Source organism: Pseudomonas sp. LF-5 (assembly GCF_037626295.1).
Classification (GTDB): domain Bacteria; phylum Pseudomonadota; class Gammaproteobacteria; order Pseudomonadales; family Pseudomonadaceae; genus Aquipseudomonas; species Aquipseudomonas monsensis.
In genome coordinates, this window is the sequence record NZ_JARKMT010000014.1 from 70,840 (window position 1) to 96,697 (window position 25,858).

General features: G+C 61.2%; 22 protein-coding genes and 1 other RNA gene. 18 read left to right on the forward strand and 5 right to left on the reverse strand.

The features are described from left to right. Positions 1–2 precede the first annotated feature (2 nt). Positions 3–365 (reverse strand): YraN family protein, encoded by a 363-nt coding sequence (locus PseuLF5_RS26455; protein WP_123463131.1) that lies wholly within the window; start codon positions 363–365, stop codon positions 3–5. Beyond that, positions 365–2,176, reverse strand: a complete 1,812-nt coding sequence (locus tag PseuLF5_RS26460; RefSeq protein WP_123463132.1) for a penicillin-binding protein activator — start codon at positions 2,174–2,176, stop codon at positions 365–367. Before PseuLF5_RS26460 ends, PseuLF5_RS26455 begins: the two co-directional genes overlap by 1 nt. Positions 2,177–2,353: 177 nt before the next feature. Here PseuLF5_RS26460 and rsmI point away from each other — a divergent pair, with 177 nt between their 5' ends. The 18 genes from rsmI (at position 2,354) to lpxC (ending at position 21,928) form a co-directional block, all read left to right on the forward strand. Then, positions 2,354–3,259: a 16S rRNA (cytidine(1402)-2'-O)-methyltransferase gene (gene rsmI / locus PseuLF5_RS26465; RefSeq protein ID WP_123463134.1), complete on the forward strand. Its 906-nt coding sequence runs from the start codon at positions 2,354–2,356 to the stop codon at positions 3,257–3,259. A gap of 73 nt (positions 3,260–3,332) precedes the next feature. Next, positions 3,333–3,686, forward strand: an RNA gene (rnpB, locus tag PseuLF5_RS26470) — RNase P RNA component class A. A 403-nt stretch (positions 3,687–4,089) separates the two neighbouring features. Beyond that, positions 4,090–4,545, forward strand: a complete 456-nt coding sequence (gene mraZ, locus PseuLF5_RS26475) for a division/cell wall cluster transcriptional repressor MraZ (RefSeq protein WP_007917012.1) — start codon at positions 4,090–4,092, stop codon at positions 4,543–4,545. Then, on the forward strand, positions 4,542–5,489 hold the full coding sequence (gene rsmH / locus PseuLF5_RS26480) for a 16S rRNA (cytosine(1402)-N(4))-methyltransferase RsmH (protein ID WP_409202041.1): 948 nt from the start codon (positions 4,542–4,544) through the stop codon (positions 5,487–5,489). The genes mraZ and rsmH overlap by 4 nt, the downstream gene beginning before the upstream one ends. Next, positions 5,486–5,779, forward strand: a complete 294-nt coding sequence (gene ftsL / locus PseuLF5_RS26485) for a cell division protein FtsL (protein WP_085700842.1) — start codon at positions 5,486–5,488, stop codon at positions 5,777–5,779. The genes rsmH and ftsL overlap by 4 nt, the downstream gene beginning before the upstream one ends. Next, positions 5,779–7,518, forward strand: coding sequence for a peptidoglycan D,D-transpeptidase FtsI family protein (locus PseuLF5_RS26490; RefSeq protein ID WP_185015771.1), 1,740 nt, complete (start codon positions 5,779–5,781; stop codon positions 7,516–7,518). The genes ftsL and PseuLF5_RS26490 overlap by 1 nt, the downstream gene beginning before the upstream one ends. Beyond that, positions 7,518–8,981, forward strand: coding sequence for a UDP-N-acetylmuramoyl-L-alanyl-D-glutamate--2,6-diaminopimelate ligase (locus PseuLF5_RS26495; RefSeq protein ID WP_186748490.1), 1,464 nt, complete (start codon positions 7,518–7,520; stop codon positions 8,979–8,981). The genes PseuLF5_RS26490 and PseuLF5_RS26495 overlap by 1 nt, the downstream gene beginning before the upstream one ends. Further along, positions 8,974–10,341: a UDP-N-acetylmuramoyl-tripeptide--D-alanyl-D-alanine ligase gene (locus PseuLF5_RS26500; protein ID WP_123463140.1), complete on the forward strand. Its 1,368-nt coding sequence runs from the start codon at positions 8,974–8,976 to the stop codon at positions 10,339–10,341. The genes PseuLF5_RS26495 and PseuLF5_RS26500 overlap by 8 nt, the downstream gene beginning before the upstream one ends. Continuing rightward, the gene (gene mraY / locus PseuLF5_RS26505) at positions 10,341–11,423 is read left to right on the forward strand and encodes a phospho-N-acetylmuramoyl-pentapeptide-transferase (RefSeq protein WP_015096766.1); all 1,083 of its coding nucleotides are present in this window, start codon (positions 10,341–10,343) and stop codon (positions 11,421–11,423) included. Before PseuLF5_RS26500 ends, mraY begins: the two co-directional genes overlap by 1 nt. A gap of 5 nt (positions 11,424–11,428) precedes the next feature. Continuing rightward, on the forward strand, positions 11,429–12,775 hold the full coding sequence (gene murD, locus PseuLF5_RS26510; RefSeq protein WP_340135008.1) for a UDP-N-acetylmuramoyl-L-alanine--D-glutamate ligase: 1,347 nt from the start codon (positions 11,429–11,431) through the stop codon (positions 12,773–12,775). Further along, positions 12,772–13,989, forward strand: a complete 1,218-nt coding sequence (gene ftsW, locus PseuLF5_RS26515; RefSeq protein WP_047296416.1) for a putative lipid II flippase FtsW — start codon at positions 12,772–12,774, stop codon at positions 13,987–13,989. The genes murD and ftsW overlap by 4 nt, the downstream gene beginning before the upstream one ends. Beyond that, on the forward strand, positions 13,979–15,049 hold the full coding sequence (gene murG, locus PseuLF5_RS26520) for an undecaprenyldiphospho-muramoylpentapeptide beta-N-acetylglucosaminyltransferase (RefSeq protein WP_123463144.1): 1,071 nt from the start codon (positions 13,979–13,981) through the stop codon (positions 15,047–15,049). The genes ftsW and murG overlap by 11 nt, the downstream gene beginning before the upstream one ends. After that, entirely contained in the window at positions 15,042–16,502 is a 1,461-nt protein-coding gene (gene murC / locus PseuLF5_RS26525) for a UDP-N-acetylmuramate--L-alanine ligase (RefSeq protein ID WP_340135009.1), read from the forward strand. Before murG ends, murC begins: the two co-directional genes overlap by 8 nt. After that, on the forward strand, positions 16,499–17,458 hold the full coding sequence (locus tag PseuLF5_RS26530; protein ID WP_340135010.1) for a D-alanine--D-alanine ligase: 960 nt from the start codon (positions 16,499–16,501) through the stop codon (positions 17,456–17,458). Before murC ends, PseuLF5_RS26530 begins: the two co-directional genes overlap by 4 nt. A 4-nt stretch (positions 17,459–17,462) precedes the next feature. Continuing rightward, the gene (locus PseuLF5_RS26535; RefSeq protein ID WP_123463150.1) at positions 17,463–18,329 is read left to right on the forward strand and encodes a cell division protein FtsQ/DivIB; all 867 of its coding nucleotides are present in this window, start codon (positions 17,463–17,465) and stop codon (positions 18,327–18,329) included. 15 nt (positions 18,330–18,344) lie between these two features. Beyond that, positions 18,345–19,604 carry a cell division protein FtsA gene (gene ftsA, locus PseuLF5_RS26540; RefSeq protein WP_123463152.1) on the forward strand — a complete coding sequence of 420 codons (1,260 nt, stop codon included), beginning with the start codon at positions 18,345–18,347 and terminating at the stop codon, positions 19,602–19,604. 103 nt (positions 19,605–19,707) lie between these two features. Beyond that, positions 19,708–20,904, forward strand: coding sequence for a cell division protein FtsZ (ftsZ, locus tag PseuLF5_RS26545; RefSeq protein ID WP_123463154.1), 1,197 nt, complete (start codon positions 19,708–19,710; stop codon positions 20,902–20,904). A 112-nt stretch (positions 20,905–21,016) separates the two neighbouring features. After that, positions 21,017–21,928 carry a UDP-3-O-acyl-N-acetylglucosamine deacetylase gene (lpxC, locus tag PseuLF5_RS26550; protein WP_007916984.1) on the forward strand — a complete coding sequence of 304 codons (912 nt, stop codon included), beginning with the start codon at positions 21,017–21,019 and terminating at the stop codon, positions 21,926–21,928. A 178-nt stretch (positions 21,929–22,106) separates the two neighbouring features. Here lpxC and PseuLF5_RS26555 read toward each other — a convergent pair whose 3' ends face one another. The 3 genes from PseuLF5_RS26555 to PseuLF5_RS26565 all read right to left on the reverse strand — a co-directional run bounded on the left by PseuLF5_RS26555 (position 22,107) and on the right by PseuLF5_RS26565 (position 25,543). Beyond that, positions 22,107–23,612 carry a sensor domain-containing diguanylate cyclase gene (locus PseuLF5_RS26555; protein ID WP_340135011.1) on the reverse strand — a complete coding sequence of 502 codons (1,506 nt, stop codon included), beginning with the start codon at positions 23,610–23,612 and terminating at the stop codon, positions 22,107–22,109. A gap of 195 nt (positions 23,613–23,807) precedes the next feature. Beyond that, a complete protein-coding gene (locus PseuLF5_RS26560; RefSeq protein ID WP_340135012.1) occupies positions 23,808–25,124 on the reverse strand; it encodes an OprD family porin in 1,317 nt (438 codons plus the stop codon). Between the two features lie 197 nt (positions 25,125–25,321). Then, positions 25,322–25,543 carry a hypothetical protein gene (locus PseuLF5_RS26565; protein WP_123463160.1) on the reverse strand — a complete coding sequence of 74 codons (222 nt, stop codon included), beginning with the start codon at positions 25,541–25,543 and terminating at the stop codon, positions 25,322–25,324. Between the last annotated feature and the right edge of the window lie 315 nt (positions 25,544–25,858).

Consider the following 25,858-nt stretch of genomic DNA (forward strand, 5'->3'; position numbering starts at 1 on the left):
GATCAGCTGTCGAACGCATTCTGCAACCAGTTCAGCTGATCCGGATGGCTGTCGATGGCCACCACGTCGAAGCGGCAGGGGGAATTGGCCCAACGCGACTCGCGCTGAAGAAAATACTGCGCAGCGAAAATCAGTTTCTGCTGCTTGCGCTCATCAATGCTAGCGAGCGCGCCACCCCATTGAGTGTTTTTTCTGTAGCGAACTTCAACGAATACTACTGTATCGCCATCAAGCATGACCAGATCAAGCTCGCCGCGTTTACATAACCAGTTCTGCGCCAACAGGCGCAGCCCCTGGTTCTGCAGATGCTCGAGCGCCTGGCGCTCGGCATCCTTGCCGCTTTGCGAGCGTGACCTGTCAGGCATCAGCGCGGAGTGTCCGGCAGGCGTTGAACCTGACCGCTGACGAACTGTGCCCACGGCAGCTGACGCACGACACGCTGGGTCTGGGTCATGCCGAGGCTGCCCGACTCGCCGTCGATGCGGCTGTCCGGCAGTGCCTTGAGCTGACCCAGGCGCGGAGCCAGACGATAAGCATCGACGCCCATGGCGTACAGGCGACCGAGGCTGCCGGCAGCCTGTGGCCACTGTGCAACCACTTGCTGACGCAGCGGGTCGCTGGTTTCCAGCAGCCACGGGGTTTCGCAGAAGCGAATGCCGTTCATGTCGTTGTACTGGTTGACGTCGCCACTGGCGCTGTACACGTGTGAGGTCGCGTACACCGGTACGTCACCGGCGTACTGGAAGTTCAGGGTCGGCTTGATCTGTTGCGCCTGTTGCGGAGTGGCGGCCAGGAAGATGAATTCGATGTCCTGACGACGCGAAGGCTGCGCGGCCACGTTGGTGCCGGCGGCATTCTGCAGACTCTTGGCGCGGGCTTCGCTCTGGCGCAGCTGGAACATGTCGGCGATCTGCTGAGCCAGTTGCACTGGCTGATCAACACGTTCGGTGGCAACGATGCTGCCACCGTTGGCCTGCCAGTCCTGGCTGAACGCACGCAGTACGCGCTCGCCCCATTCGCCTCTCGGTACCATGATTGCGGCGCGATGCAGGCCGTCGGCACGTGCGCGGCGCGAGACTTCGCGGGCTTCGTCTTCAGCGGCCAGACCGAACTGGAACAGCTGCGCCGGGCCTTGATCGCCTTCGCTGTAGTTCAGCGCGAGTGTCGTGATCGGCAGTTGCGGGCGAGTGCTCAGTTGTTTGACCAGCGGTTTTTCCAGCGGGCCGACTACCAGTTGCACGCCGTCAGCCTGAGCCTTGCGGTAGAACTCGTCCATCGAGGTCAGTTTCGAACTGTCATAGAACTCAATGGCTGGCGGCTTCTGGCCGGCCTGTTGGGCCTGGTAGTGCGCAGCCATGAAGCCTTCACGCAGGGCTTTGCCGACCGAGGCCAGCGGGCCATCTTGCGGCAGCAGCAGCGCGATTTTGCTCAGGGGCTGGCTGGCCAGCTCCTTGAGTTTGGTCAGTGGCAGCGGCAGGTTGATCGCGGCCGGGTGCTTCGGATTCTGCGCACGCCAGGCGTCGATCGCGGCTTGTTGCTGTTCCAGGGTGCCCGCGGATTTCACCGCCAGGGCCAGGCCCATCCAGCCGCCGAGGTCGTCGCTGGTGTTCGGTTGCAACTGGTCGGTTGGCAGCGAGCCGATCAGCGTCCAGATCGCTTCGTGGTTCTTGCTCGCCGCCTCGCCTTGCAGCATCGGCGCGATGAACACACGCTCACGGGCGGCGGCCAGTGTCTGCCCATCGGCTTCCAGTGCACGGGCATGCACGGTGCCGGTGCGCACCTGCTGCTCTTCCGGCATTTCGCCCAGGTGTTGCAGGCTTGGGTGGCTCAGGGCAGTCAGCGCGGCTTTCGGCTGATTGCGGGTCATGGCCAGTTCGGCGGACAGGGTGCTGGCGAAAATCTGCTGGCCTGGCTTCAACTGCTCGATTGGCACTTGTTGCAGGATTTGCGCGGACTGGCCGGCATTGCCCTGGCGATAAGCCAGGTCCGCCGCGCTCAGGCGCAACAGGGCAGCTTTTTCCGGGGTTTTAGCCTGGGTGGCCTGTTCGAGCAGTTGCTCGATGCTGGCATCCGGGGTCCGTGGAAGTTCGCCAAGGCTGGAGGAAGGGGAGCTGGCGCAGGCCGCCAGCAAGGCAGCGAGGCAGAGGGCAGTGAACAGCCGCAGGCAAGCGATCATGTAAGTGTTCCTGATACTCGATCAAATTAGCGTCGAATTGTACCCAAGCACTGGCCGGGGCGCGATGTTAGTGGCGTGAAACGGACAATTTAGCTGGAGCAAATGTTGCAGTGGCGCACAGCCGAGGGAAAAGCCGTGCCTGGGCGGAGCGCCGCGCACGCCTCGTGACGCGCTACAATGGCCGCTTTTACCGATCACGAGGTGTGCGCTTTGACTGCTCCAGGTTCCCTGAATTCCGCTGCTGGCTCGCTTTATGTGGTGGCGACGCCCATCGGCAACCTGGACGACATCAGCGCCCGGGCCCTGAAAATCCTGCGCGAAGTGGCGCTTATTGCGGCCGAAGACACGCGGCACTCGGCGCGCCTGATGCAGCACTTCGGCATTGCTACGCCGCTGGCTGCCTGCCACGAACACAACGAGCGCGATGAAGGCAGCCGCTTTATTACCCGTTTGCTGGCAGGCGATAACGTGGCGCTGATCTCCGACGCCGGCACGCCGTTGATTTCCGATCCGGGTTATCACCTGGTGCGTCAGGCCCGCGCCGCCGGGATCAATGTCGTACCGGTGCCGGGTGCTTGCGCATTGATTGCGGCGCTGTCGGCGGCGGGGCTGCCGTCCGACCGTTTTATCTTCGAAGGCTTTCTGCCAGCCAAGTCGGTCGGGCGCAAGGCGCGTCTCGAGGCCGTCAAGGAAGAACCGCGCACGCTGATTTTCTATGAGGCGCCGCATCGCATCCTTGAGTGTCTGCAGGATATGGAAGAGGTCTTCGGCGGTGAGCGCCAGGCTTTGCTGGCCCGCGAGATCACCAAGACGTTCGAGACGCTCAAGGGCCTGCCGCTGGCTGAGTTGCGCGCATTCGTTGAGTCCGACAGCAATCAGCAGCGCGGCGAATGTGTTGTGCTGGTCGCGGGCTGGGCGGCGCCAGAGTCGGAAGATGCGGTCAGCAGTGAGGCGATGCGCATCCTCGATCTGTTGCTTGAAGAGATGCCGCTCAAGCGCGCCGCTGCTTTGGCAGCGCAGATCACCGGCGAGCGCAAAAACGTGCTGTATCAGGTAGCGCTGGATAAACAGAAGGGCGTGTAAGCCGTCGCCCATAGCGGTCTTGAGGCTTTTAGCGCTTGTTCTTCAGGCGCTCTGCCGTTAACCTTCGCGGCGGAGAGTCGATCGGACAGTCGCTGCCCTCTATGAAAATTAGGGGGGGGAGGAAAGTCCGGGCTCCATAGGGCGAAGTGCCAGGTAATGCCTGGGAGGCGTGAGCCTACGGAAAGTGCCACAGAAAATAACCGCCTAAGCGCTTCGGCGCCGGTAAGGGTGAAAAGGTGCGGTAAGAGCGCACCGCACGTCTGGCAACAGTTCGTGGCTAGGTAAACCCCACTTGGAGCAAGACCAAATAGGGTCCCAAGGCGTGGCCCGCGCTGGGACCGGGTAGGTTGCTAAAGATGTCCAGTGATGGCCATCGTAGACGAATGACTGTTCAAGACAGAACCCGGCTTACAGATCGACTCTCCACCTTTTTCTTTTCCCTGCTTGAATTAAAGGCGACAGGGCTGTTTATTATCAGCAGGCCTGGGCTGGATATCCGGCAGCGGCAAACTCAGTAATAGCCATTTCCCACCTTGCTTCAATCAACAGCAGAAGCGCCTTTGTAATACCGAAAAAATCTTACTCTTAACAAATTACTTTAACTTTCGAGCGCAGCTTTCAGTGCTGCCTCAAGTTATGGGTCGAATGCATCCGCCAGATTCTCGTTGCTTCTTCTTTTATGCTCCTAAATCTCCGTTCTGTAAGGGTTTTCCTTTAATCCGCGCCTTGACGGTGTGGTGGGCGCATTCCTATAGTGTGCGCAAGTGGCGGAAAGTGGCATGAAGTGGGTTTTTTGAGCTCAAAACGATAAAAATTGGAGAAACGCTGACGTGTTTCGCGGAGCTAACGCTATCAGTCTCGACGCAAAGGGCCGTCTCGCCATGCCGAGCCGGTACCGTGACGAGCTCGATTCGCGCAGTTCCGGCCAATTGATCGTGACCATTGATGCCGTTGATCCGTGTCTGTGTGTCTATCCGCTCGACGAGTGGGAAATTATTGAAACCAAGTTGCGCGCGCTCCCTTCGCTTCGCGAAGAGAACCGTCGCCTGCAGCGTTTGCTGATTGGTAATGCCGTCGACCTCGAACTCGATGGCAGTGGTCGTTTTCTGGTTCCACCGCGTCTGCGCGAATACGCCAAATTGGATAAGCGCGCGATGCTGGTAGGCCAACTGAACAAGTTCCAATTGTGGGACGAGGATGCATGGAACGCGGTGTCTGCCGCTGACCTTGCTGCTATTCAACAACCGGGCGCGATGCCTGATGAACTGCGTGATTTGATCCTGTGACTATTGATAGCGGCTTTAACCACATCACCGTACTGCTTGACGAAGCCGTCGAGGCTCTCGCTGTACGTCCTGATGGCTGCTATCTGGACGGCACGTTCGGGCGCGGCGGGCATAGTCGGCTGATCCTCAGCCAGCTCGGGACGGACGGGCGGCTCATCGGATTCGACAAAGATCCACAAGCGATTGCCACCGGGCAAGCGCTAGCGGCCGAAGACGGCCGCTTTGTCGTTGTGCAGCGCAGCTTTGCCGAGCTCGGCTCGGTGGTTGCCGAGCGCGGCCTGGCGGGCAAGGTCAGCGGCATTCTGCTGGATCTGGGCGTGTCGTCGCCGCAGCTCGATGACGCCGAGCGCGGCTTCAGCTTTCTCAATGACGGCCCGCTGGACATGCGCATGGATCCGTCCCGTGGCATCAGCGCGGCGGAATTCGTCAATACCGCACCGGTGGAAGAAATTGCCCGGGTGTTCAAGGAATACGGCGAAGAACGTTTCTCCGGTCGCATGGCCCGTGCCGTGGCCGAGCGTCGCGATATCAAGCCTTTCGAGCGCACAGCCGACCTGGCTGAAGTGCTGAAAGTCGCCAACCCGGCGTGGGAGAAGGGCAAGAACCCGGCCACCCGTGCGTTTCAGGGTTTGCGCATTCACGTCAACAACGAGCTGGGCGATCTGGAAGCCGGCCTTGATGCCGCGCTGGAAGCGCTGGAAGTGGGCGGCCGCCTGGTCGTGATCAGCTTTCACTCGCTGGAAGACCGCATCGTCAAACTGTTCATGCGCAAGCTGGTGAAAGGCGAAGCCGACAACCTGCCGCGCAACCTGCCGGTTCGCCACGTGGCGTTCGAACCGAAAATCAAAATTCATGGCAAAGCGCAGACGGCCTCCGATGCCGAACTCAAAGCCAACCCACGTTCCCGTAGCGCCGTCATGCGCGTCGCGGAGAAGTTGCGGTGAGCAAGCTTTTCGCCAAGCCCCTGCCGGGCGGCAGCTTTCTGATGCTGCTGCTGTTTATCGGCGTGCTCGTGTCGGCCATCGGCGTGTCTTACAGCGCGCACTGGAACCGTCAGTTGCTCAACACCCTGTATAACGAGCTCAGCGTGCGCGACAAGGCGCAGGCCGAGTGGGGGCGCCTGATTCTCGAGCAAAGCACCTGGACCGCGCACAGTCGGATCGAAGTGCTGGCCACCGAACAACTGAAAATGCACATCCCTGGCGCGGCTGACGTGAAGATGGTGGCGCCATGATGAAACTCGAAGGGGCACTCTTTCCGTGGCGCTTCCGGTTGATGGTGGCGCTGCTCGGCATCATGGTTGCAGCGATCTGCTGGCGCATCATCGACCTGCAAGTAATCGACCGTGATTTCCTTAAAGGACAGGGCGACGCACGTAGCCTGCGTCACATTCCGATTCCAGCGCACCGCGGCCTGATCACCGACCGTAACGGCGAGCCGTTGGCCGTGAGTACCCCGGTGACCACGCTGTGGGCCAACGCCAAGGAAATGCAGACGGCCAAAGAAAAGTGGCCAGCACTCGCCGCCGCGCTGGGGCAGGATCCGAAAGCCCTGACTGAACGCCTCGAGGCCCAGGCCAACAAAGAATTCATTTATCTGGTGCGTGGGTTGACCCCCGAGCAGGGCCAGGCCGTGCTCGACCTTAAAGTACCGGGTGTGTATGGCATCGAAGAATTCCGCCGGTTCTACCCGGCCGGTGAAGTCACCGCGCACATGGTCGGCTTTACCGACATTGACGATCACGGGCGCGAAGGCGTTGAGCTGGCCTACGACGAGTGGCTGGCCGGGGTGCCGGGCAAACGACAGGTCATCAAGGATCGGCGCGGACGGCTGATCAAGGATGTCCAGGTCACCAAAAACGCCAAGGCCGGCAAGCCCTTGGCGTTGTCCATTGACCTGCGTCTGCAGTATCTGGCCAACCGCGAACTGCGTAACGCCATCATCGAGAACGGTGCCAAGGCCGGTAGCCTGGTGATCATGGACGTGAAGACCGGTGAGATTCTGGCCATGGTCAACCAGCCGACCTACAACCCGAACAATCGGCGCAACCTGCAACCGGCGATGATGCGTAACCGCGCGATGATCGACGTGTTCGAACCGGGTTCGACCATGAAAGCCATCTCGATGAGCGCCGCGATCGAAACCGGCCGCTGGAAGCCGAGCGACACCGTCGAGGTGTATCCGGGTTCGCTGCAGATCGGCAAATACACCATCAAGGACGTGTCGAAGACCGAAGGTCCGGTGCTCGACCTGACCGGCATTCTGATCAATTCCAGTAACGTCGGCATGAGTAAGGTCGCGTTCGATATCGGCGGCGAAACGATTTTCCGCCTCGCGCAGAAAGTCGGCCTCGGCCAGGACACCGGCCTCGGTTTCCCGGGCGAGCGCGTCGGTAACCTGCCGAACTACCGTGAGTGGCGTAAAGCTGAAACCGCAACGCTGTCGTACGGTTATGGTATTTCCGTGACCGCGATCCAGCTGGTGCACGCGTTCTCGGCGCTGGCCAACAACGGTCGTCTGGCACCGCTGACCCTGATCAAAACCGACAAGATGCCGCAGACCACGCAAGTGCTGCCGGAAGCCGTCGCGAAAACCATGCAAGGCATGTTGCAGCAAGTGATCGAAGCGCCGCGCGGCGTTTTCCGTGCGCAGGTGCCGGCGTATCACGTGGCGGGCAAGTCGGGTACTGCGCGTAAGACCTCGGTGGGCACGAAAGGCTACGCGGAAAACTCTTATCGCTCGCTGTTCGCCGGTTTCGGCCCGATGAGCGATCCGCGTTACGCGATTGTTGTGGTGATTGATGAGCCGTCCAAGGCCGGTTACTTCGGTGGTCTGGTTTCCGCGCCGGTGTTCAGCCGTGTGATGTCCGGCACCCTGCGCCTGATGAACGTGACGCCGGACAACCTGCCGACGACGCAACAAGCCAACGCCACCCCGGTCGTTCCGCTGAAAGCCAATGGAGGGCGCGGCTGATGTCATTAAGTCTGAACAAAATATTCCCCCACGCCGGCCACGATCTGTTGATCCGTGAATTGGCGCTGGACAGCCGCAACGTGCGCGCCGGCGATTTGTTCCTCGCGGTGCCAGGCGGCAAATTCGATGGCCGTGCGCACATCGCCGATGCCCTGCAGCGCGGCGCGGCAGCGGTGGCCTATGAAGTGGAAGGCGCCACTGTGCTGCCGATCACCGAAGTGCCACTGATTCCGGTCAAAGGTCTGGCGGCGCAGTTGTCGGACATCGCCGGACGTTTTTACGGCGAGCCGAGCCATCATCTGAACCTGATTGGCGTGACCGGCACCAACGGCAAGACCAGCGTGACCCAATTGGTCGCGCAGGCGCTGGATCTGCTCGGCCAGCATTGCGGCATCGTCGGGACCCTGGGCTCCGGCTTCTATGGCGCACTGGAAAGCGGCCTGCACACCACGCCGAATCCGATCGCCGTGCAAGCGACCCTGGGCGACCTGAAAAAGGCCGGCGCCAAAGCCGTGGCCATGGAAGTCTCGTCCCACGGCCTGGATCAGGGCCGGGTCACGGCGCTGGCGTTCGACGTCGCGGTGATGACCAACCTGTCCCGCGATCATCTGGATTATCACGGCACCATGGAGGCGTACGCCGAGGCCAAGGCCAAGCTGTTCGCCTGGAATGATCTGAAGTGCCGCGTGGTCAACCTCGACGACGATTTCGGTCGGCAACTGGCCGCTGAAAAACGTGAGTCGCGCCTGATCACCTACAGCTTGCTCGACAGCAGCGCTTATCTGTTCTGCCGCGAAGCGCAGTTCGACGACCATGGCGTGCGCGCCACATTGGTGACGCCGCAGGGCGAGCATCATTTGCGCAGCACGCTGCTGGGGCGTTTCAACCTGAGCAACGTACTGGCTGCCGTCGGCGCCTTGCTCGGTCTGGACTACGCCCTCGACGAAATTCTCAAGGTTCTGCCGAAACTCGAAGGCCCGGCCGGTCGCATGCAGCGTCTGGGCGGCGGCACACAGCCGCTGGTGGTGGTCGATTACGCCCACACCCCGGACGCGCTGGAAAAAGTCCTGACGGCATTGCGCCCGCACGTCAAAGGTCAGTTGCTGTGCCTGTTCGGCTGCGGCGGCGACCGTGATCGCGGCAAGCGTCCATTGATGGCCGAAGTGGTCGAGCGTCTGGCCGATCAGGTACTGGTTACCGACGACAACCCGCGCACTGAAGATCCTGCGGTGATTTTCGATGACATCCGCGCCGGGTTCACCGCTGTGGATAAAGTCACGTTCGTGGCGGGCCGTGGTCAGGCGATTGCGCAATTGATTGCCGGCGCGTCGGCTGACGACGTGATCGTCCTGGCCGGTAAAGGTCACGAGGATTATCAGGAAATCAACGGCGAGCGCCACGCGTTCTCCGATCTGGTCGAAGCCGATCATGCCCTCACCGCATGGGAGGTGGCCCATGCTTAAGGCCCTGACATTAAGTGAACTGACCAACGTGCTCGATGCACGTCTGATCAGCGGCGATGCGCGTTTCGACGGCGTCAGCATCGACAGTCGCGCGATCAAGCCTGGCCAGCTGTTCATTGCCCTGACCGGTCCGCGTTTCGACGGTCATGACTACCTGAACGATGTTGCCGGCAAAGGCGCCGTCGCTGCCTTGGTCGAACGCGAAGTCGCTGACAGCACCTTGCCGCAACTGCTGGTCAAGGACACCCGTCAGGCCCTCGGTCAGTTGGGTGCATTGAACCGCGCCGCGTTCACTCAGCCGGTCGCCGCCATTACCGGCTCCAGCGGCAAGACCACGGTCAAGGAAATGCTCGCGAGCATCCTGCGCACTCGCGGCGCCGTGCTCGCCACTCGCGGTAATCTGAACAACGACCTGGGCGCACCGCTGACCTTGCTCGAACTGGCCCCGGAACATACCGCGGCCGTGATCGAGCTGGGGGCTTCGCGCCTGGGCGAAATCGCCTACACCGTGGGCTTGACCAAGCCGCACGTGGCGATTTTGAACAATGCCGGCACCGCCCACGTCGGTGAGTTCGGCGGCCCGGAAAAAATCGTCGAGGCCAAAGGCGAGATCATCGACGGCCTGGCGGCTGATGGTGTGGCGGTGCTCAACCTCGACGACAAGGCTTTCGGTATCTGGAAGCTCCGTGCCGGCGGACGCAAGGTGCTGACCTTCTCCCTGGGCAATCCTCAGGCAGACTTTTACGCCAGTGACCTGAGCACCGATGCCCGGGGTTGCCCGGCTTTCAACCTGCATACACCTGAAGGTGTCGAGCATGTTCAGTTGAACCTGCTCGGTACCCATAACGTCGCCAATGCCATGGCCGCCGCCGCTGCCGCCCACGCCTTGGGCGTGTCGCTGTTCGGCATCGCCACCGGGCTGGGTGCCGTGCAACCGGTCAAGGGCCGCACCGTCGCGCAACTGGCGAAAAACGGCATGCGCGTGATTGATGACACTTACAACGCAAACCCCACCTCCATGTGTGCCGCCGTTGATATACTCGCCGGCTTTTCCGGCCGCACCGTTCTGGTGCTCGGGGATATCGGCGAGTTGGGCGATTGGGCGGAGCAGGGGCACCGCGACGTGGGCGAGTACGCCCGGGGCAAGGTTTGCGCACTTTACGCAGTCGGACCGAACATGGTTCACGCCGTAAAGGCATTCGGTGAACAGGCGCATCACTTCGGCACGCAAGCCGAATTGATCCAGGCCCTCGACGCCGAGCAGGACACAAACACCACCATTTTGATCAAGGGTTCGCGCAGTGCAGCGATGGAAAACATCGTTGCGGCTCTGTGCGGGTCCAGTCTGGAGAAACATTAATGCTGCTGCTGCTAGCGGAGTATCTGCAACAGTTCTACAAAGGCTTCGCGGTCTTCCAGTACCTGACCCTGCGCGGGATCCTCGGTGTACTGACCGCGCTGGTTTTGTCGCTGTGCTATGGCCCGTGGATGATCCGCACCCTGCAGAACCGTCAGATCGGTCAATCCGTTCGTAACGACGGTCCGCAATCGCACCTGTCCAAATCCGGTACGCCGACCATGGGCGGTGCGCTGATTCTGTCTTCGATCGGTGTCAGCACCCTGTTGTGGGCGGACTTGAGCAACCGTTACGTGTGGGTCGTGTTGCTGGTGACCCTGTTGTTCGGCGCCATCGGCTGGGTCGACGATTACCGCAAGGTCATCGAAAAGAACTCCCGTGGCTTGCCGAGCCGCTGGAAGTACTTCTGGCAGTCGGTGTTCGGCCTCGGTGCGGCGATCTTCCTTTATATGACCGCTGCCACCCCGGTGGAAACCACCCTGATCCTGCCGATGCTCAAGGATTACAGCATTCCGCTGGGCGCCGGTTTCATTGTGCTGACCTACTTCGTGATCGTCGGTTCGAGCAACGCGGTCAACCTGACCGACGGCCTCGACGGTCTGGCGATCATGCCGACGGTGATGGTCGGCGGTGGCCTGGGCATTTTCTGCTACCTGTCGGGTAACGTGAAATTCGCCGAATACCTGCTGATTCCTTACGTTCCGGGCGCGGGCGAGCTGATCGTGTTCTGCGGCGCGCTGATCGGTGCCGGCCTGGGGTTCCTCTGGTTCAACACCTATCCGGCACAAGTGTTCATGGGCGACGTCGGTGCACTGGCGCTCGGCGCGGCACTGGGCACCATTGCGGTGATCGTCCGGCAGGAAATCGTCCTGTTCATCATGGGCGGCGTGTTCGTGATGGAAACCCTGTCAGTGGTCATTCAGGTTGCCTCCTTTAAGCTGACCGGTCGCCGTGTGTTCCGCATGGCGCCGATTCACCACCACTTTGAACTCAAGGGCTGGCCCGAGCCGCGCGTGATCGTCCGTTTCTGGATCATCACCGTGATTCTCGTGCTGATCGGCCTTGCCACCCTGAAGCTGAGGTAGAACGAGTGTCTCTGATCGCTTCTGACCACTTCCGCATCGTTGTCGGCCTCGGCAAGAGCGGCATGTCCCTGGTTCGCTTCCTGGCGAACCGGGGCGTCGCGTTTGCCGTGGCCGATACGCGGGAGAATCCACCGGAACTGGCCACGCTCAAGCGTGACTATCCGCACGTGGAAGTGCGTTGTGGCGAGCTGGACGTGGAATTCCTGTGCCGTGCCGACGAGCTCTACGTGAGCCCCGGCCTGGCGTTGGCGACCCCGGCCCTGCAAGCCGCTGCGGTGCGTGGCGTGAAACTGTCCGGCGACATCGAGCTGTTCGCGCGTAACGCGCAGGCGCCGATCGTGGCCATCAGCGGTTCCAACGCGAAAAGCACCGTCACCACCCTGGTCGGCGAGATGGCGGCAGCGGCGGGCAAGCGCGTTGCGGTCGGCGGCAACCTCGGCACTCCGGCGCTGGATCTGCTCAGCGACGACGTCGAGCTGTACGTGATGGAACTGTCGAGTTTTCAGCTGGAAACCACCGACCAGCTCAACGCCGAAGTGGCCACCGTGCTGAACATCAGCGAAGACCACATGGACCGCTACAGCGGCCTGCCGGCGTATCACCTGGCCAAACACCGGATCTTCCGCGGCGCGAAGCAGTTCGTGGTCAACCGTCAGGATGCGCTGAGCCGTCCGCTGATGGGCGAGGGCCAGCCTTGCTGGACCTTCGGCCTGACCAAACCGGACTTCAAGGCTTTCGGTATCCGTGAAGAGAACGGCGAGAAGTATCTGGCCTTCGAATTCCAGAACCTGATGCCGGTGCGCGAGCTGAAGATTCGTGGCGCGCACAACCAGTCCAACGCCCTCGCGGCATTGGCGCTCGGCCATGCGGTGGGCCTGCCGTTCGATGCGATGCTCTCGGCACTGCGCACGTTTGCCGGTCTCGAACACCGCTGTCAATGGGTGCGTGATCTCGATGGCGTGGCGTACTACAACGATTCCAAAGCGACCAACGTTGGCGCCGCTCTGGCCGCCATCGAAGGCCTCGGTGCGGACATCGCCGGCAAGGTCATTCTGATTGCCGGTGGCGATGGCAAGGGTGCCGAATTCAACGATCTGCGCGATCCGGTAGCGGCCAACTGCCGCGCCGTAATCCTGATGGGCCGCGACTCTGACAAGATCGGCGAAGCCATTGGCGACGCCGTGCCGCTGATTCACGCCGGTTCGCTGGTCGAAGCCGTCGAGCAATGCCGTGCGGTCGCCCAACCGGGTGACGTGGTGCTGCTGTCGCCAGCCTGCGCCAGTTTCGACATGTTCAAGAATTACGAAGACCGTGGTCACCAGTTCGTCCGCGCCGTGGAGGATCTGGTATGAGCCTGCGCAATATCATCAAGCCGTACCCGTCGCCGATCATCACCGGGCGTGGCATCGACCTCGACTTCCCGATGCTCGCCGGTTGCCTGGCGCTGCTGGGCCTGGGCCTGATCATGATTGCCTCGGCGTCCACCGAAGTGGCGGCGGCGCAATCGGGCAGCGCGCTGTACTACATGATTCGCCACCTGATCTACGTGGCGCTGGGCCTGGGTGCCTGCATCGTGACCATGATGATTCCGATCGCCACCTGGCAGCGTCTGGGCTGGATGATGCTGATCGGCGCATTCGGTCTGCTGGTGATGGTGATCGTCCCGGGGATCGGTCGTGAAGTGAACGGGTCGATGCGCTGGATCGGTTTCAGCTTCTTCAACGTTCAGCCCTCCGAGATCGCCAAGGTGTTTGTGGTGATCTACCTCGCCGGTTATCTGGTACGTCGTCAGAAAGAAGTGCGCGAAAGCTGGATGGGCTTCTTCAAGCCATTCATCGTGCTGCTGCCAATGGCCGGCCTGTTGCTGATGGAACCGGACTTCGGTGCCACCGTCGTGATGATGGGGGCGGCGGCAGCCATGCTGTTCCTCGGCGGGGTCGGGTTGTTCCGCTTCTCGCTGATGGTGGTGTTGGCGGTCGGCGCCGTGGTCTTGCTGATTCAAATGCAGCCGTACCGGATGGCGCGTCTGACCAACTTCGCCGACCCGTGGGCCGACCAGTTCGGCGCCGGCTATCAGTTGTCGCAGGCGTTGATCGCTTTCGGTCGCGGTGAGTGGCTGGGCGTCGGCCTGGGCAACAGCGTGCAGAAACAGTTCTACCTGCCTGAAGCACACACCGACTTCGTGTTCTCGGTACTGGCCGAAGAGCTGGGCGCGGTCGGTTCGCTGTGCACCGTGGCGCTGTTCGTGTTCGTGTGTATTCGCGGCATGTACATCGGCCTGTGGGCCGAGAAAGCCAAACAGTTCTTCGCCGCTTATGTGGCTTACGGTCTGTCGTTCCTGTGGATTGGTCAGTTCCTGATCAACATCGGGGTGAACGTCGGCCTGCTGCCGACCAAAGGCCTGACCTTGCCGTTCCTCAGTTATGGCGGCAGCTCCCTGGTGATCTGCTGCGCCTGCCTCGGCTTGTTGCTGAGGATCGAGTGGGAGAGTCGAACCCACCTGGGCAGTGAAGAGATGGAATTCCATGAGAGCGACTTCGCCGAGGAGCCGAACCATGGGCGCTAACGTATTGATCATGGCCGGCGGCACCGGCGGCCACGTGTTCCCGGCGCTGGCCTGTGCCCGCGAGTTTCAGGCGCGCGGCTACACCGTGCACTGGCTCGGCACACCACGCGGGATCGAAAACGATCTGGTCCCGGCGGCCGGCCTGGAACTGCACCGCATCCATGCCACCGGTTTGCGTGGCAAGGGCAAGCTGTCGCTGCTCAAGGCGCCGTTCATGCTGCTCAAATCGGTGTGGCAGGCGCGGGCAATCATTCGTCGGCTGAAGCCGGTGTGTGTCGTCGGCTTCGGAGGTTATGTGACCGGTCCAGGCGGTCTTGCCGCGAAACTGGCCGGTGTGCCGGTGATCGTTCACGAACAGAACGCCGTGGCCGGCACCGCCAATCGGTTGCTGGTGCCGTTCGCCGCCCGGGTGTGTGAAGCGTTCCCCGACACCTTTACTCTGTCGGACACCCGCCGTACCACCGGAAACCCGGTGCGCAGCGAGCTGTTCCTCGAAACATCGCGACCTGCCCTGGCCGGCCGCAAAGCGCGTTTGCTGATCCTTGGCGGTAGCCTGGGCGCAGAACCGTTGAACAAGTTGCTGCCTGAAGCCCTGGCCCAAGTCGCTGCCGATTTGCGCCCGGAAGTGTTTCATCAGGCCGGCAAAAACCACGATGAAGTGACTGCAGAGCGCTACCGCGCCGCCGGCGTGGACGCGCAGGTGCAGCCGTTCATCAAAGACATGGCCCAGGCCTATGGCTGGGCTGACCTGGTGGTGTGCCGCGCAGGCGCGTTGACCATCAGTGAGCTGGCTGCCGCCGGTCTGCCGTCGATGCTGGTGCCCTTGCCCCACGCAATCGACGATCACCAGACCCGCAACGCCGATTATTTGGCCCGCGAAGGCGCTGCCTTCCTGATGCCGCAAAGAACGACTGGTGCTGCGGACCTTGCCGCGCGCCTGACAGAGGTCTTGATGCAACCGCAACGACTTGAAGAAATGGCCCGAGCGGCCCGCCGTCTGGCGAAACCCGATGCCACCCGTAGCGTGGTCGACACCTGTCTGGAGGTGGCTCATGGTTGAGAATCAGAAAGCCATGCCACAACCGGAAATGCGCCGCATCCGACGCATCCACTTCGTCGGTATCGGCGGCGTAGGCATGTGCGGCATCGCCGAAGTGTTGCTGAACCTGGGCTATGAAGTGTCCGGTTCCGACCTGAAAGCCTCGCCGGTGACCGAACGCCTGGAATCGTTCGGTGCGCACATCTTTATCGGCCACCGTGCCGAGAACGCCGCGACTGCCGATGTGCTGGTGGTCTCGAGCGCTGTGAACACCTCCAACCCGGAAGTGGCGACCGCCCTCGAGCGTCGCATTCCGGTGGTGCCGCGTGCCGAAATGCTCGCCGAACTGATGCGCTATCGCCACGGCATCGCCGTCGCCGGTACGCACGGCAAAACCACCACCACCAGCCTGATCGCTTCGGTGTTCGCCGCCGGTGGCCTGGACCCGACGTTCGTCATCGGTGGTCGTCTGAACGCGGCGGGCACCAATGCCCAACTGGGCACCAGCCGTTACCTGATCGCCGAAGCCGATGAAAGCGATGCGAGCTTCCTGCACCTGCAACCGCTGGTGGCAGTGGTGACCAACATCGACGCCGACCACATGGCGACCTACGACGGTGACTTCAACAAACTGAAGAAAACCTTCGTCGAATTCCTGCACAACCTGCCGTTCTACGGTCTGGCGGTGATGTGCCTGGACGATCCGGTGGTGCGGGAAATCCTGCCGCAGGTCAAACGTCCGACCGTGACCTACGGCTTCAGCGAAGACGCCGACGTACGTGCGATCAATGTGCGCCAGCAAGGCATGCAGACGTTCTTCACCGTGCTGCGTCCGGATCGTGAGCCACTGGAAGTCTCGGTGAACATGCCGGGCAACCACAACGTACTCAACTCGCTGGCGACCATCTGCATCGCCACCGACGAAGGCGTCAGCGATGAAGCCATCGTCCAGGGCCTGTCCGGGTTCCAGGGCGTGGGCCGACGTTTCCAGGTCTACGGCGAACTGCCGGTGGACGGCGGCAACGTGATGCTGGTCGACGACTACGGTCACCACCCGACCGAAGTCGCCGCGGTGATCAAGGCCGTGCGCGGTGGCTGGCCGGAGCGCCGTCTGGTGATGGTCTACCAGCCACACCGCTACAGCCGCACCCGCGACTTGTACGACGATTTCGTCAATGTCCTGGCCGACGCCAACGTGCTGCTGCTGATGGAAGTCTATCCGGCCGGCGAAGAGCCGATTCCGGGGGCCGACAGCCGCAAACTGTGCAACAGCATCCGCCAGCGCGGTCAGCTCGACCCGATCTACATCGAGCGTGGCGTCGATCTGGCGCCGCTGGTCAAGCCGCTGCTGCGTGCCGGTGACATCCTGCTGTGCCAGGGCGCAGGTGATATCGGCGGACTCGCGCCGAAGCTGTTGAAAAGTGAATTGTTCGCCGGCGCCGTGGCCGCGCCGGTCGAGGGGAAGTTGAAATGACTGCTGCCTACGCCAACCTGTTCTCCACTATCGCGCCGAAAGACTTCGGCCGTGTCGCCGTGCTGTTCGGTGGCCTGAGTGCCGAGCGTGAGGTTTCGCTGAAGTCCGGTAATGCTGTGCTCGAAGCGCTGCAGAGCGCCGGTGTGGACGCGTTCGGCATCGACGTTGGTGCCGACATTCTGCAACGTCTGCTCAGCGAAAAGATCGACCGCGCCTTCATCATTCTTCACGGCCGTGGCGGTGAAGATGGCTCGATGCAGGGCCTGCTCGAAGTGGCGGGCATTCCGTACACCGGCAGCGGCATTCTGGCCTCGGCCCTGGCGATGGACAAACTGCGCACCAAGCAGGTTTGGCATAGCCTCGGGATTCCGACGCCGCGTCACGCCGTGCTGTGCAGCGAAGCCGATTGTATTTCGGCGGCGACGGAACTGGGCTTCCCTTTGATCGTCAAACCGGCGCATGAAGGTTCAAGTATCGGGATGGCCAAAGTGAGTTCTGCGTCCGAGTTGATCGACGCATGGAAAGCGGCCAGTACCTACGATTCGCAAGTCTTGGTCGAACAATGGATTCAAGGTCCGGAGTTCACCATCGCCACCCTGCGTGACCAGGTGTTGCCTCCTATTGCCCTGGGTACACCGCACACGTTCTACGACTACGACGCCAAGTACATCGCCAACGATACCCAGTACCGCATTCCGTGCGGGCTGGATGCCGCCAAGGAACAGGAACTCATGGATCTCACGGCCAAGGCCTGTGAGGCGCTGGGTATTGCCGGTTGGGGCAGGGCGGACGTGATGCAGGACGCCGACGGGCAGTTCTGGTTTCTCGAAGTGAACACCGCTCCGGGCATGACCGACCACAGTCTGGTGCCGATGGCTGCCCGTGCGGCCGGTCTGGATTTCCAGCAACTGGTTCTGGCCATTCTGGCCGCCAGTGTTGAAGACGCTAGAGGTTAAGACGATGCAAGGCGCTCAGCTCAGACATCAGTCACCCGCCCCCGGCCGTAAGCCGGTGCCGCGGGGTGCCAGCCGAATGGTGGCCAAAGAGCCGATGTCTGCGCGCCTGCCGAAAGCCAACTTCGGTTTTCTGAAAAGCCTGTTCTGGCCAGTGCTGCTGGTGGTCCTGGGGTTTGGCACTTACGAAGGCGCGCAGCGGTTACTGCCGTACGCCGACCGGCCAATCACCAAGATCGCCGTGCAGGGCGACCTGAGCTACATCAGCCAGCAAGCGGTGCAGCAGCGAATCGCCCCGTACGTGGCGTCGAGCTTCTTCACCATCGACCTGGCCGGTATGCGCACCGAGCTTGAGCAGATGCCGTGGATTGCCCACGCCGAGGTACGTCGGGTATGGCCCGATCAGGTGGTGATCCGCCTCGAAGAGCAACTGCCCGTGGCCCGTTGGGGCGACGAGTCGCTGCTCAACAACCAGGGCCAGGCGTTTACGCCCAAGGAACTGGCGAACTACGAACACCTGCCACAGCTGTTCGGTCCACAACGGGCCCAGCAGCAAGTGATGCAGCAGTATCAGGTGCTGAGCCAGATGCTGCGGCCGTTGGGCTTCTCGATTGCACGCTTGGAACTGCGTGAACGCGGGAGTTGGTTCCTGACCACCGGTGCCGGCAGTTCCGGCCCCGGCATCGAGTTGCTGCTGGGACGCGGCAACCTGGTGGAAAAGATGCGCCGCTTCATTGCCATCTATGACAAGACGCTTAAAGACCAGATTACGAACATTGCGCGCATCGATCTGCGCTACGCCAACGGCCTCGCCGTTGGCTGGCGGGAACCTGTAGCGCCGACGACAGCCCAACCCGCTGTCGCAAAGAATTAAGAAGAGGCAGGACCCATGGCAAACGTGCAAAGCGGCAAAATGATCGTCGGTCTGGATATCGGCACCTCCAAAGTGGTGGCGCTGGTAGGCGAGGTCGCGGACGACGGCACGCTGGAAATCGTCGGTATCGGTACTCACCCGTCCCGCGGCCTGAAGAAGGGCGTGGTGGTGAATATCGAGTCCACCGTGCAATCGATCCAGCGCGCGATCGAAGAAGCCCAACTGATGGCGGGCTGCCGCATTCACTCGGCGTTCGTCGGCGTGGCGGGCAATCACATCCGCAGCCTGAACTCCCACGGCATCGTCGCGATTCGTGATCGCGAAGTGAGCTCCGCTGACCTCGAGCGTGTACTCGACGCCGCCCAGGCCGTGGCGATCCCGGCTGACCAGCGCGTGCTGCACACCCTGCCGCAGGATTACGTGATCGACAACCAGGAAGGCGTCCGCGAGCCTCTGGGCATGTCCGGCGTCCGTCTGGAAGCCAAGGTTCACGTGGTCACCTGCGCCGTCAACGCCGCACAGAACATTGAAAAATGCGTGCGTCGCTGCGGTCTGGAAATCGACGACATCATTCTCGAGCAACTGGCCTCGGCCTACTCGGTGCTGACCGACGACGAAAAAGAGCTAGGCGTGTGCCTGGTCGACATCGGCGGCGGCACCACCGACATCGCGATCTTCACTGAAGGCGCGATCCGCCACACCGCAGTGATCCCGATTGCCGGTGATCAAGTGACCAACGACATCGCCATGGCGTTGCGCACCCCGACCCAGTACGCCGAAGAAATCAAGATCCGCTACGCCTGCGCCCTGGCCAAACTGGCCGGTGCCGGTGAAACCATCAAGGTGCCGAGTGTCGGCGACCGTCCACCGCGTGAACTGTCGCGTCAGGCTCTGGCCGAAGTGGTCGAGCCGCGTTACGACGAACTGTTCACCCTGATCCAGGCTGAGCTGCGTCGCAGCGGCTACGAAGACCTGATCCCGGCGGGCATCGTCCTGACCGGCGGCACGTCGAAGATGGAAGGCGCCACCGAACTGGCCGAAGAAATCTTCCACATGCCGGTCCGCCTCGGCGTGCCGCATGGCGTCAAGGGCCTGGATGACGTGGTGCGCAACCCGATTTATTCCACTGGCGTGGGTTTGTTGATGTACGGCCTGCAGAAGCAGTCCGACGGGGTTTCGTTCTCCGGCATCGGCAGCCGCGACAGCTACAGCAACGAAGAGCCACAGGCGCCGTTGCTGGACCGATTGAAGAAGTGGGTTCAAGGCAACTTTTAAAAGCAGCTCGGAGCGTCAAGCTTCAAGCGGCACGCAATAGCAGTAGATGCACCGCAACAAACAGCAGTAGGCGAAAAAACTAGAGAATGTAAGGAGAGGGAAAATGTTCGAACTCGTAGACAACATCCCCGCAAGCCCGGTAATCAAAGTTATCGGTGTTGGCGGTGGCGGCGGCAACGCTGTCAACCACATGGTCAAGAGCAACATCGAAGGCGTTGAGTTCATCTGCGCCAACACCGATGCTCAAGCGCTGAAAAACATCGGCGCGCGGACCATCCTGCAACTGGGCACCGGCGTGACCAAAGGTCTGGGCGCTGGTGCCAACCCTGAAGTAGGTCGTCAGGCCGCTCTGGAAGACCGTGAGCGCATTGCCGAAGTCCTGCAGGGCACCAACATGGTGTTCATCACCACCGGCATGGGTGGCGGTACCGGTACCGGTGCTGCGCCGATCATCGCCGAAGTGGCCAAGGAAATGGGCATTCTGACCGTTGCTGTCGTAACGCGTCCGTTCCCGTTCGAAGGCCGCAAGCGTATGCAGATCGCCGATGAAGGCATCCGCATGCTCTCCGAAAGCGTCGACTCGTTGATCACCATTCCCAACGAGAAGCTGCTGACCATCCTCGGTAAAGACGCAAGCCTGCTGTCGGCTTTCGCCAAGGCAGACGATGTACTGGCCGGTGCCGTTCGCGGTATCTCCGACATCATCAAGCGTCCGGGCATGATCAACGTCGACTTCGCCGACGTGCGTACCGTGATGAGCGAAATGGGCATGGCGATGATGGGCACTGGCTGCGCCAGCGGTCCGAACCGTGCACGTGAAGCCACTGAAGCGGCGATCCGCAACCCGCTGCTGGAAGACGTGAACCTGCAAGGCGCGCGCGGCATCCTGGTGAACATCACCGCCGGTCCTGACCTGTCCCTGGGTGAGTACTCCGACGTGGGTAGCATCATCGAAGCCTTCGCTTCTGAGCACGCGATGGTCAAGGTCGGTACCGTGATCGATCCGGACATGCGCGACGAACTGCACGTTACCGTGGTTGCCACCGGTCTGGGCGCGAAAATCGAGAAGCCTGTGAAGGTCATCGACAACACCGTTCACACTTCGATGGCGGCTGCTCAGGTGCAACAACCGGCTCCGACCCGTCAGGAAGCACCCGCGGTGAACTACCGTGACCTGGACCGTCCGACCGTCATGCGCAACCAGGCTCAGGCCGGTGCTGCGGCTGCCGCGAAGATGAATCCGCAAGATGACCTGGACTACCTGGACATCCCGGCTTTCCTGCGTCGTCAGGCTGATTGATGGAATGTATCAGGGCTATGAAGGTGATTGGTGTTCAGCAAAGGCTCGGTCTGCTATCATCGCCAGCCTTTGTTGATACCAGTTCGCAATTTGCGCTGAAGCGGCCCAAGCCATGATTAAACAACGCACACTGAAAAATATTATCCGTGCCACAGGTGTAGGCCTGCACTCCGGTGAGAAGGTCTATCTGACCCTCAAGCCTGCGCCTGTCGACACTGGCATTGTGTTTTGTCGCGCTGACCTCGACCCTGTGGTGCAGATACCTGCCCGCGCGGAAAACGTCGGTGAAACCACTATGTCGACGACGCTGATTAACGGCGACGTCAAAGTGGACACGGTAGAGCACTTGCTCTCGGCCATGGCTGGCCTGGGCATCGATAACGCCTACGTCGAGCTCTCCGCGTCCGAAGTCCCGATCATGGATGGCAGCGCTGGACCTTTCGTATTCCTGATTCAATCGGCTGGCCTGGAAGAACAGGACGCCGCCAAGAAATTCATCCGCATCCTGCGTGAAGTGACAGTGGAAGACGGCGACAAGCGCGCCACTTTCGTCCCTTTCGAAGGGTTCAAGGTGAGCTTCGAGATCGATTTCGATCACCCGGTATTCCGGGACCGCACCCAAAGTGCAAGCGTGGATTTTTCCAGCACTTCGTTCGTAAAAGAAGTCAGCCGCGCCCGTACCTTTGGTTTCATGAGTGATATCGAGTACCTGCGCAAGCACAACCTCGCACTCGGCGGCAGCGTTGAAAACGCAATCGTGGTCGATGCCGATGGCGTACTGAACGAAGATGGTCTTCGCTATGAAGACGAATTCGTGAAGCACAAGATCCTCGATGCCATTGGCGATCTGTACCTGCTGGGTAACAGCCTGATTGGTGAGTTCAAAGGCTTCAAGTCCGGTCATGCACTGAACAACCAGTTGCTGCGCAAGTTGATTGAGCAGACAGATGCTTGGGAAGTGGTGACGTTCGAAGACGCCAGTACCGCACCGATCTCTTACATGCGCCCGGTTGCGGCAGTGTAAGTAAAAAACCTCTCTAGTTTTTTGAAGGCCATCCTCGGATGGCCTTTTTTTATGCCTGTGGTTTCTCTAGTGCCTGATCTGGCCTCTTCGCGAGCAAGCTCGCTCCCACAGGGGAATGCACTTCAAATGTGGGAGCGAGCTTGCTCGCGAAGGCGCCGGTGCAATCGCCACAGACCTTTCAGGTAGCCACCACCACCCGATTGCGCCCACCTTCCTTGGCCTGATACAGCGCCTTGTCCGCCGCAAACAACAGCTGCTCCAGCATCATTTCCTTCGCCGCCGTCCACGTCGCGATGCCAATGCTCACGGTCATCGGCCACTCCGCGCCGTCGACCAACGGCAACTGCTCCACCGCCTGACGAATATGCTCGGCAATCTGCTGTGCGCCATGGCCATCGGTCTCGGCCAGAATCACCGAAAACTCCTCGCCGCCATAGCGCGCCACCAGATCCGCCGGTCGCCGCACATTTTCGGTGATGACCTTGGCCAGCGTTTTCAGCGCCCGGTCGCCGGCCTGATGGCCATGCCGGTCATTGAATGCCTTGAAGTGATCGGCATCGATCATCATCACCGACAACGGCTGGCCTGAACGCTGGGCGCGGAACCACTCGTGGCGCAACGACTGATCGAGCATGCGCCGGTTGGCCACGCCGGTCAGTGCATCGGTGGCGGCCAGTTGCGCCAGCTCGCGCTCGGCGCGCTGGCGCAAACGCAGCTCCCGGGCGAGCAGCCAGGTCAGCCAGAGTAATCCGGCGCAGAGCACGCCGGTGGCACCACTGATCAGTATCGCGGTACGACGCCAGGTGCCGAACACTTCATCGCTGGACAGCGCGACCATCACCGTCAGGGGCAGATTGCCGACCCGGGAATAGGTGTAGAGGCGTTGCTGATGGTCCATGCTCGAGGTGCTGGTGAAACTGCCACTGCCGTCCTTGTCGCCCAATATCCGCACCACGTTTGGTCGGTTGCCGAAACTCTTGCCGATGGAGTCGCTTTGCAGATACGGCTTCTGCGCCAACAGGACGCCGTCGCTGTTGATGATGTTCAGCGTGCTGTCTTTGCCGATGTCGAGGCTGTTGAACAACTGATCGAAGTAGTCGAGCTTCATCGACGCCACCGCCACGCCGACGAACTCGCCGGTGTCCGAGGAGATCCGCCGGCTGAAGCTGATGCGCCACTGGTTGGCCTCGTCGCAATCGCAGCGGGTTTTGAATGGACGACTGATGAACATACCGGTGTCGCGGTTTAAGGCATGGGCGAGGAAGTACTCGCGGTCGGCAAAGTTGCCCGGCTTGGGCACTATCCGTGAAGAGTCGGCGACCACATCGCCGTGCTTGTCGAGCAACAGGATGTCGCCCTTGAAGCGGGCCGCCGTGGAGCGGTCGAACAGCGCCAGATGGCGGATCTGCGGGGTGACGTCGTGCAAGTCATCGCGTTGGGCGGCGGCGATCAGGCCTTGCAGGGTCAGGTCGTACAGTTCGACCGTGCGCAGCACGTCGGCGTCGATCAACTGCGCGATGGTGGTAGCGCTGCGGGTGGCCGTTTCCTGAGCGCTGGCGTGCTCGCGAATCAGTAGAAAAGTGACGATGCACAGAATCGCGATCACCGTCAGCGAACTGCCGCAGATCAGCAGCAATTCGGGGCGTCCGGTCTTGCCCGCAGGTGAGGTACGGTTCGCGATCATGGTGGGGGCTGTCGGTTGAGGAGATCTTGTTAGCGTAGTTGCACAAACACTGAATCGACTGTGGCGAGGGCGCTTGCTCCCGTTGGGCCGCGTAGCGACCCCTCTTTTTTGCGGAGGGGCCTGCTGCGCAGTCCAGCGGGAGCAAGCGGCCTCGCCACAGGATCTGTGCGAGTCGCGCCTGACTTTGGGGTGATCTTAGAAGACGTTGATCGGGTAGTCGATGATGACACGGTATTCATCTGTGTCAGTGTCGATCGCGCCGTAGCCGTTGCCGCCACGGTTGGTCGCCCATTGCAGGCGTATCGCGAGGTCTTTGGCCTGGCCGCTCTGCACCAAGTATTTCAGGTCGATGTCGCGCTCCCAGTGCCTGGCGTTGCGACCGTTGGCGCTGTACCACGAGGCGTAACCTTTGCTGGCCGGGTCGACCTTGGTCAGGTCCACGGTACCGCGTGAGTAGGACACCGCCGAGGTCAGGCCCGGCATGCCGAGACCAGCGAAGTCATACGCGTACTTGAGCTTCCACGAGCGCTCGTTCGGACCATTGAAGTCCGAGTACTGCTGGGAGTTGTCGAGGTAAACGCTGTCACCCTGGCTGATGTAGTCGAACGGCGTGTTGCCGTTGACCCGTTGGTACGCGGCCGTGACGCTGTGGCTGCCGATACCGATGGTGAAATGCAGGCTGTAGGTGTTGTTGTCGATGTCACCCAGCAATGCGTCGCCGGTGTCCTGCGTGTGATAGAAGTGCAGGCCCGGGTTGAGGCTGACCAGATCGTTAAGCGTCCAGGTGTAGTCGAGGTCGTAGTAGTACTGGTTCCAGATGTCCTTCAGCTCGGCGGCGTACAGGTTGCTGGTCAGGCCTTCGACGCCGCTCCAGGAAACCCCGGCCCAGTTCAGATGGCGGCTTTCGTCACCGTCGGCGAGTTGGCCGTACGAGGTGCCGATGCGCTGGCGACCGCTCTGGTTGTAAGGCTTGGTGAAACTGGCCTGGCCACCCTCGAACATCCAGCCGTCGAAGCTGTGGTTGGTCAGGCTGACGCCACGGAAGGTCTGCGGCAGCATGCGGCTGTCACCACCGGCGATCACCGGGTTGGTGAGGAACAGGTCGCCGGCCTTCAACTCGGTATCGAACGCACGCATTTTCAGGGTGCCGCCGGCAGTCGAGAATGCGCCCGGTGCCTTGCCGTTGCCATCGCTCACCGGGAGGATGCTCGAACCATCCGTGCCGCCACCGCCATCGAGCTTCAGCCCGAGCATGGCGTGCGCGTCGATGCCGAAGCCGACGGTGCCTTCGGTGTAACCCGACTGGAAGATCCCGAGAAACCCCTGGCCCCACTCGATGTTGTCGTCCGTCTGCTGCAGACGGTTGCGATTCATGTAGTAGTTACGGGCGTTGAGGTTGAGGCTCGCGCCTTCAACGAAACCTGCTTTGGCCGCTTCGTCGGCCTGGGCGGCGGGAGCAATCGTTGCGGCGATTGCAATGAATAACGGGGTATAGCGGACTGGGTAACGCACTTGCGGTAAAGCTCCTTGGGTCAACTGACCCCTCAATGTCTTGAGGGGCTGGATGTTTCTTGTTGTTACAGACGAACCGGATGGCTTTCAGACCACAACGAAAAAAGGCCGCTGAACATCAGCGGCCTGGAATGACGACGGTTGAACGGGAAGAGCCAAACAACCGCGTCGAGGGAAACGTTGGAACGGCGCGCGACTCAGCTGTCCTTCTCGGACGCTTTAGCCTGGGAAGCGGCGGCCTGCGGGGCTTGTGTGGCGTCTTGCGATTTGGCCATCACTTCTGCCTGAGACTGTTCGAATGCGTGAGCGCGAGCGGCATTCTGCGCTACGAACGACTGCGATTCTTCAGCCATCGCCATCGGCGACAGGATCAACGAGGACAAAACGAAAGCGCTGGCAATACCCATACTGTTGGACATCTTGAAAACCTTCTTGCTTGGCAAGTGCTGTTTGGTGCGGGCAAAGATAAGGTTGCCGGGCGTTGGGAAACAGCGTGATTTTCATAAATGACTGTTACAGCAGAAGCAAAAGTCACCCCCTCACCCCAGCCCTCTCCCCCAAGGGGGAGAGGGGGAAAGGGAGCAGATCTCCATGCTTTTCAAAGCCTGAGTTCGACTGGTTATTTCAGGTCGGCGTACTTTGGAAGAGCAACGCGGTCAGTCCCAGTGGGCTAGGGGGAAAGGGAGCAGACCTCCATGCTTTTCAAAGCCGGAGTTCGACTGGTTATTTCAGGT

Coding starts and splice junctions, on each gene's coding strand:
- PseuLF5_RS26455 (WP_123463131.1), bottom strand. CDS start 365: ATGCCTGACAGGTCACGCTCGCAAAGCGGCAAGGATGCCGAGCGCCAG.
- PseuLF5_RS26460 (WP_123463132.1), bottom strand. CDS start 2,176: ATGATCGCTTGCCTGCGGCTGTTCACTGCCCTCTGCCTCGCTGCCTTG.
- rsmI (WP_123463134.1), top strand. CDS start 2,354: ATGGCCGCTTTTACCGATCACGAGGTGTGCGCTTTGACTGCTCCAGGT.
- PseuLF5_RS26490 (WP_185015771.1), top strand. CDS start 5,779: ATGAAACTCGAAGGGGCACTCTTTCCGTGGCGCTTCCGGTTGATGGTG.
- PseuLF5_RS26495 (WP_186748490.1), top strand. CDS start 7,518: ATGTCATTAAGTCTGAACAAAATATTCCCCCACGCCGGCCACGATCTG.
- PseuLF5_RS26500 (WP_123463140.1), top strand. CDS start 8,974: ATGCTTAAGGCCCTGACATTAAGTGAACTGACCAACGTGCTCGATGCA.
- mraY (WP_015096766.1), top strand. CDS start 10,341: ATGCTGCTGCTGCTAGCGGAGTATCTGCAACAGTTCTACAAAGGCTTC.
- ftsW (WP_047296416.1), top strand. CDS start 12,772: ATGAGCCTGCGCAATATCATCAAGCCGTACCCGTCGCCGATCATCACC.
- murG (WP_123463144.1), top strand. CDS start 13,979: ATGGGCGCTAACGTATTGATCATGGCCGGCGGCACCGGCGGCCACGTG.
- murC (WP_340135009.1), top strand. CDS start 15,042: ATGGTTGAGAATCAGAAAGCCATGCCACAACCGGAAATGCGCCGCATC.
- PseuLF5_RS26530 (WP_340135010.1), top strand. CDS start 16,499: ATGACTGCTGCCTACGCCAACCTGTTCTCCACTATCGCGCCGAAAGAC.
- PseuLF5_RS26535 (WP_123463150.1), top strand. CDS start 17,463: ATGCAAGGCGCTCAGCTCAGACATCAGTCACCCGCCCCCGGCCGTAAG.
- ftsA (WP_123463152.1), top strand. CDS start 18,345: ATGGCAAACGTGCAAAGCGGCAAAATGATCGTCGGTCTGGATATCGGC.
- ftsZ (WP_123463154.1), top strand. CDS start 19,708: ATGTTCGAACTCGTAGACAACATCCCCGCAAGCCCGGTAATCAAAGTT.
- lpxC (WP_007916984.1), top strand. CDS start 21,017: ATGATTAAACAACGCACACTGAAAAATATTATCCGTGCCACAGGTGTA.
- PseuLF5_RS26555 (WP_340135011.1), bottom strand. CDS start 23,612: ATGATCGCGAACCGTACCTCACCTGCGGGCAAGACCGGACGCCCCGAA.
- PseuLF5_RS26565 (WP_123463160.1), bottom strand. CDS start 25,543: ATGTCCAACAGTATGGGTATTGCCAGCGCTTTCGTTTTGTCCTCGTTG.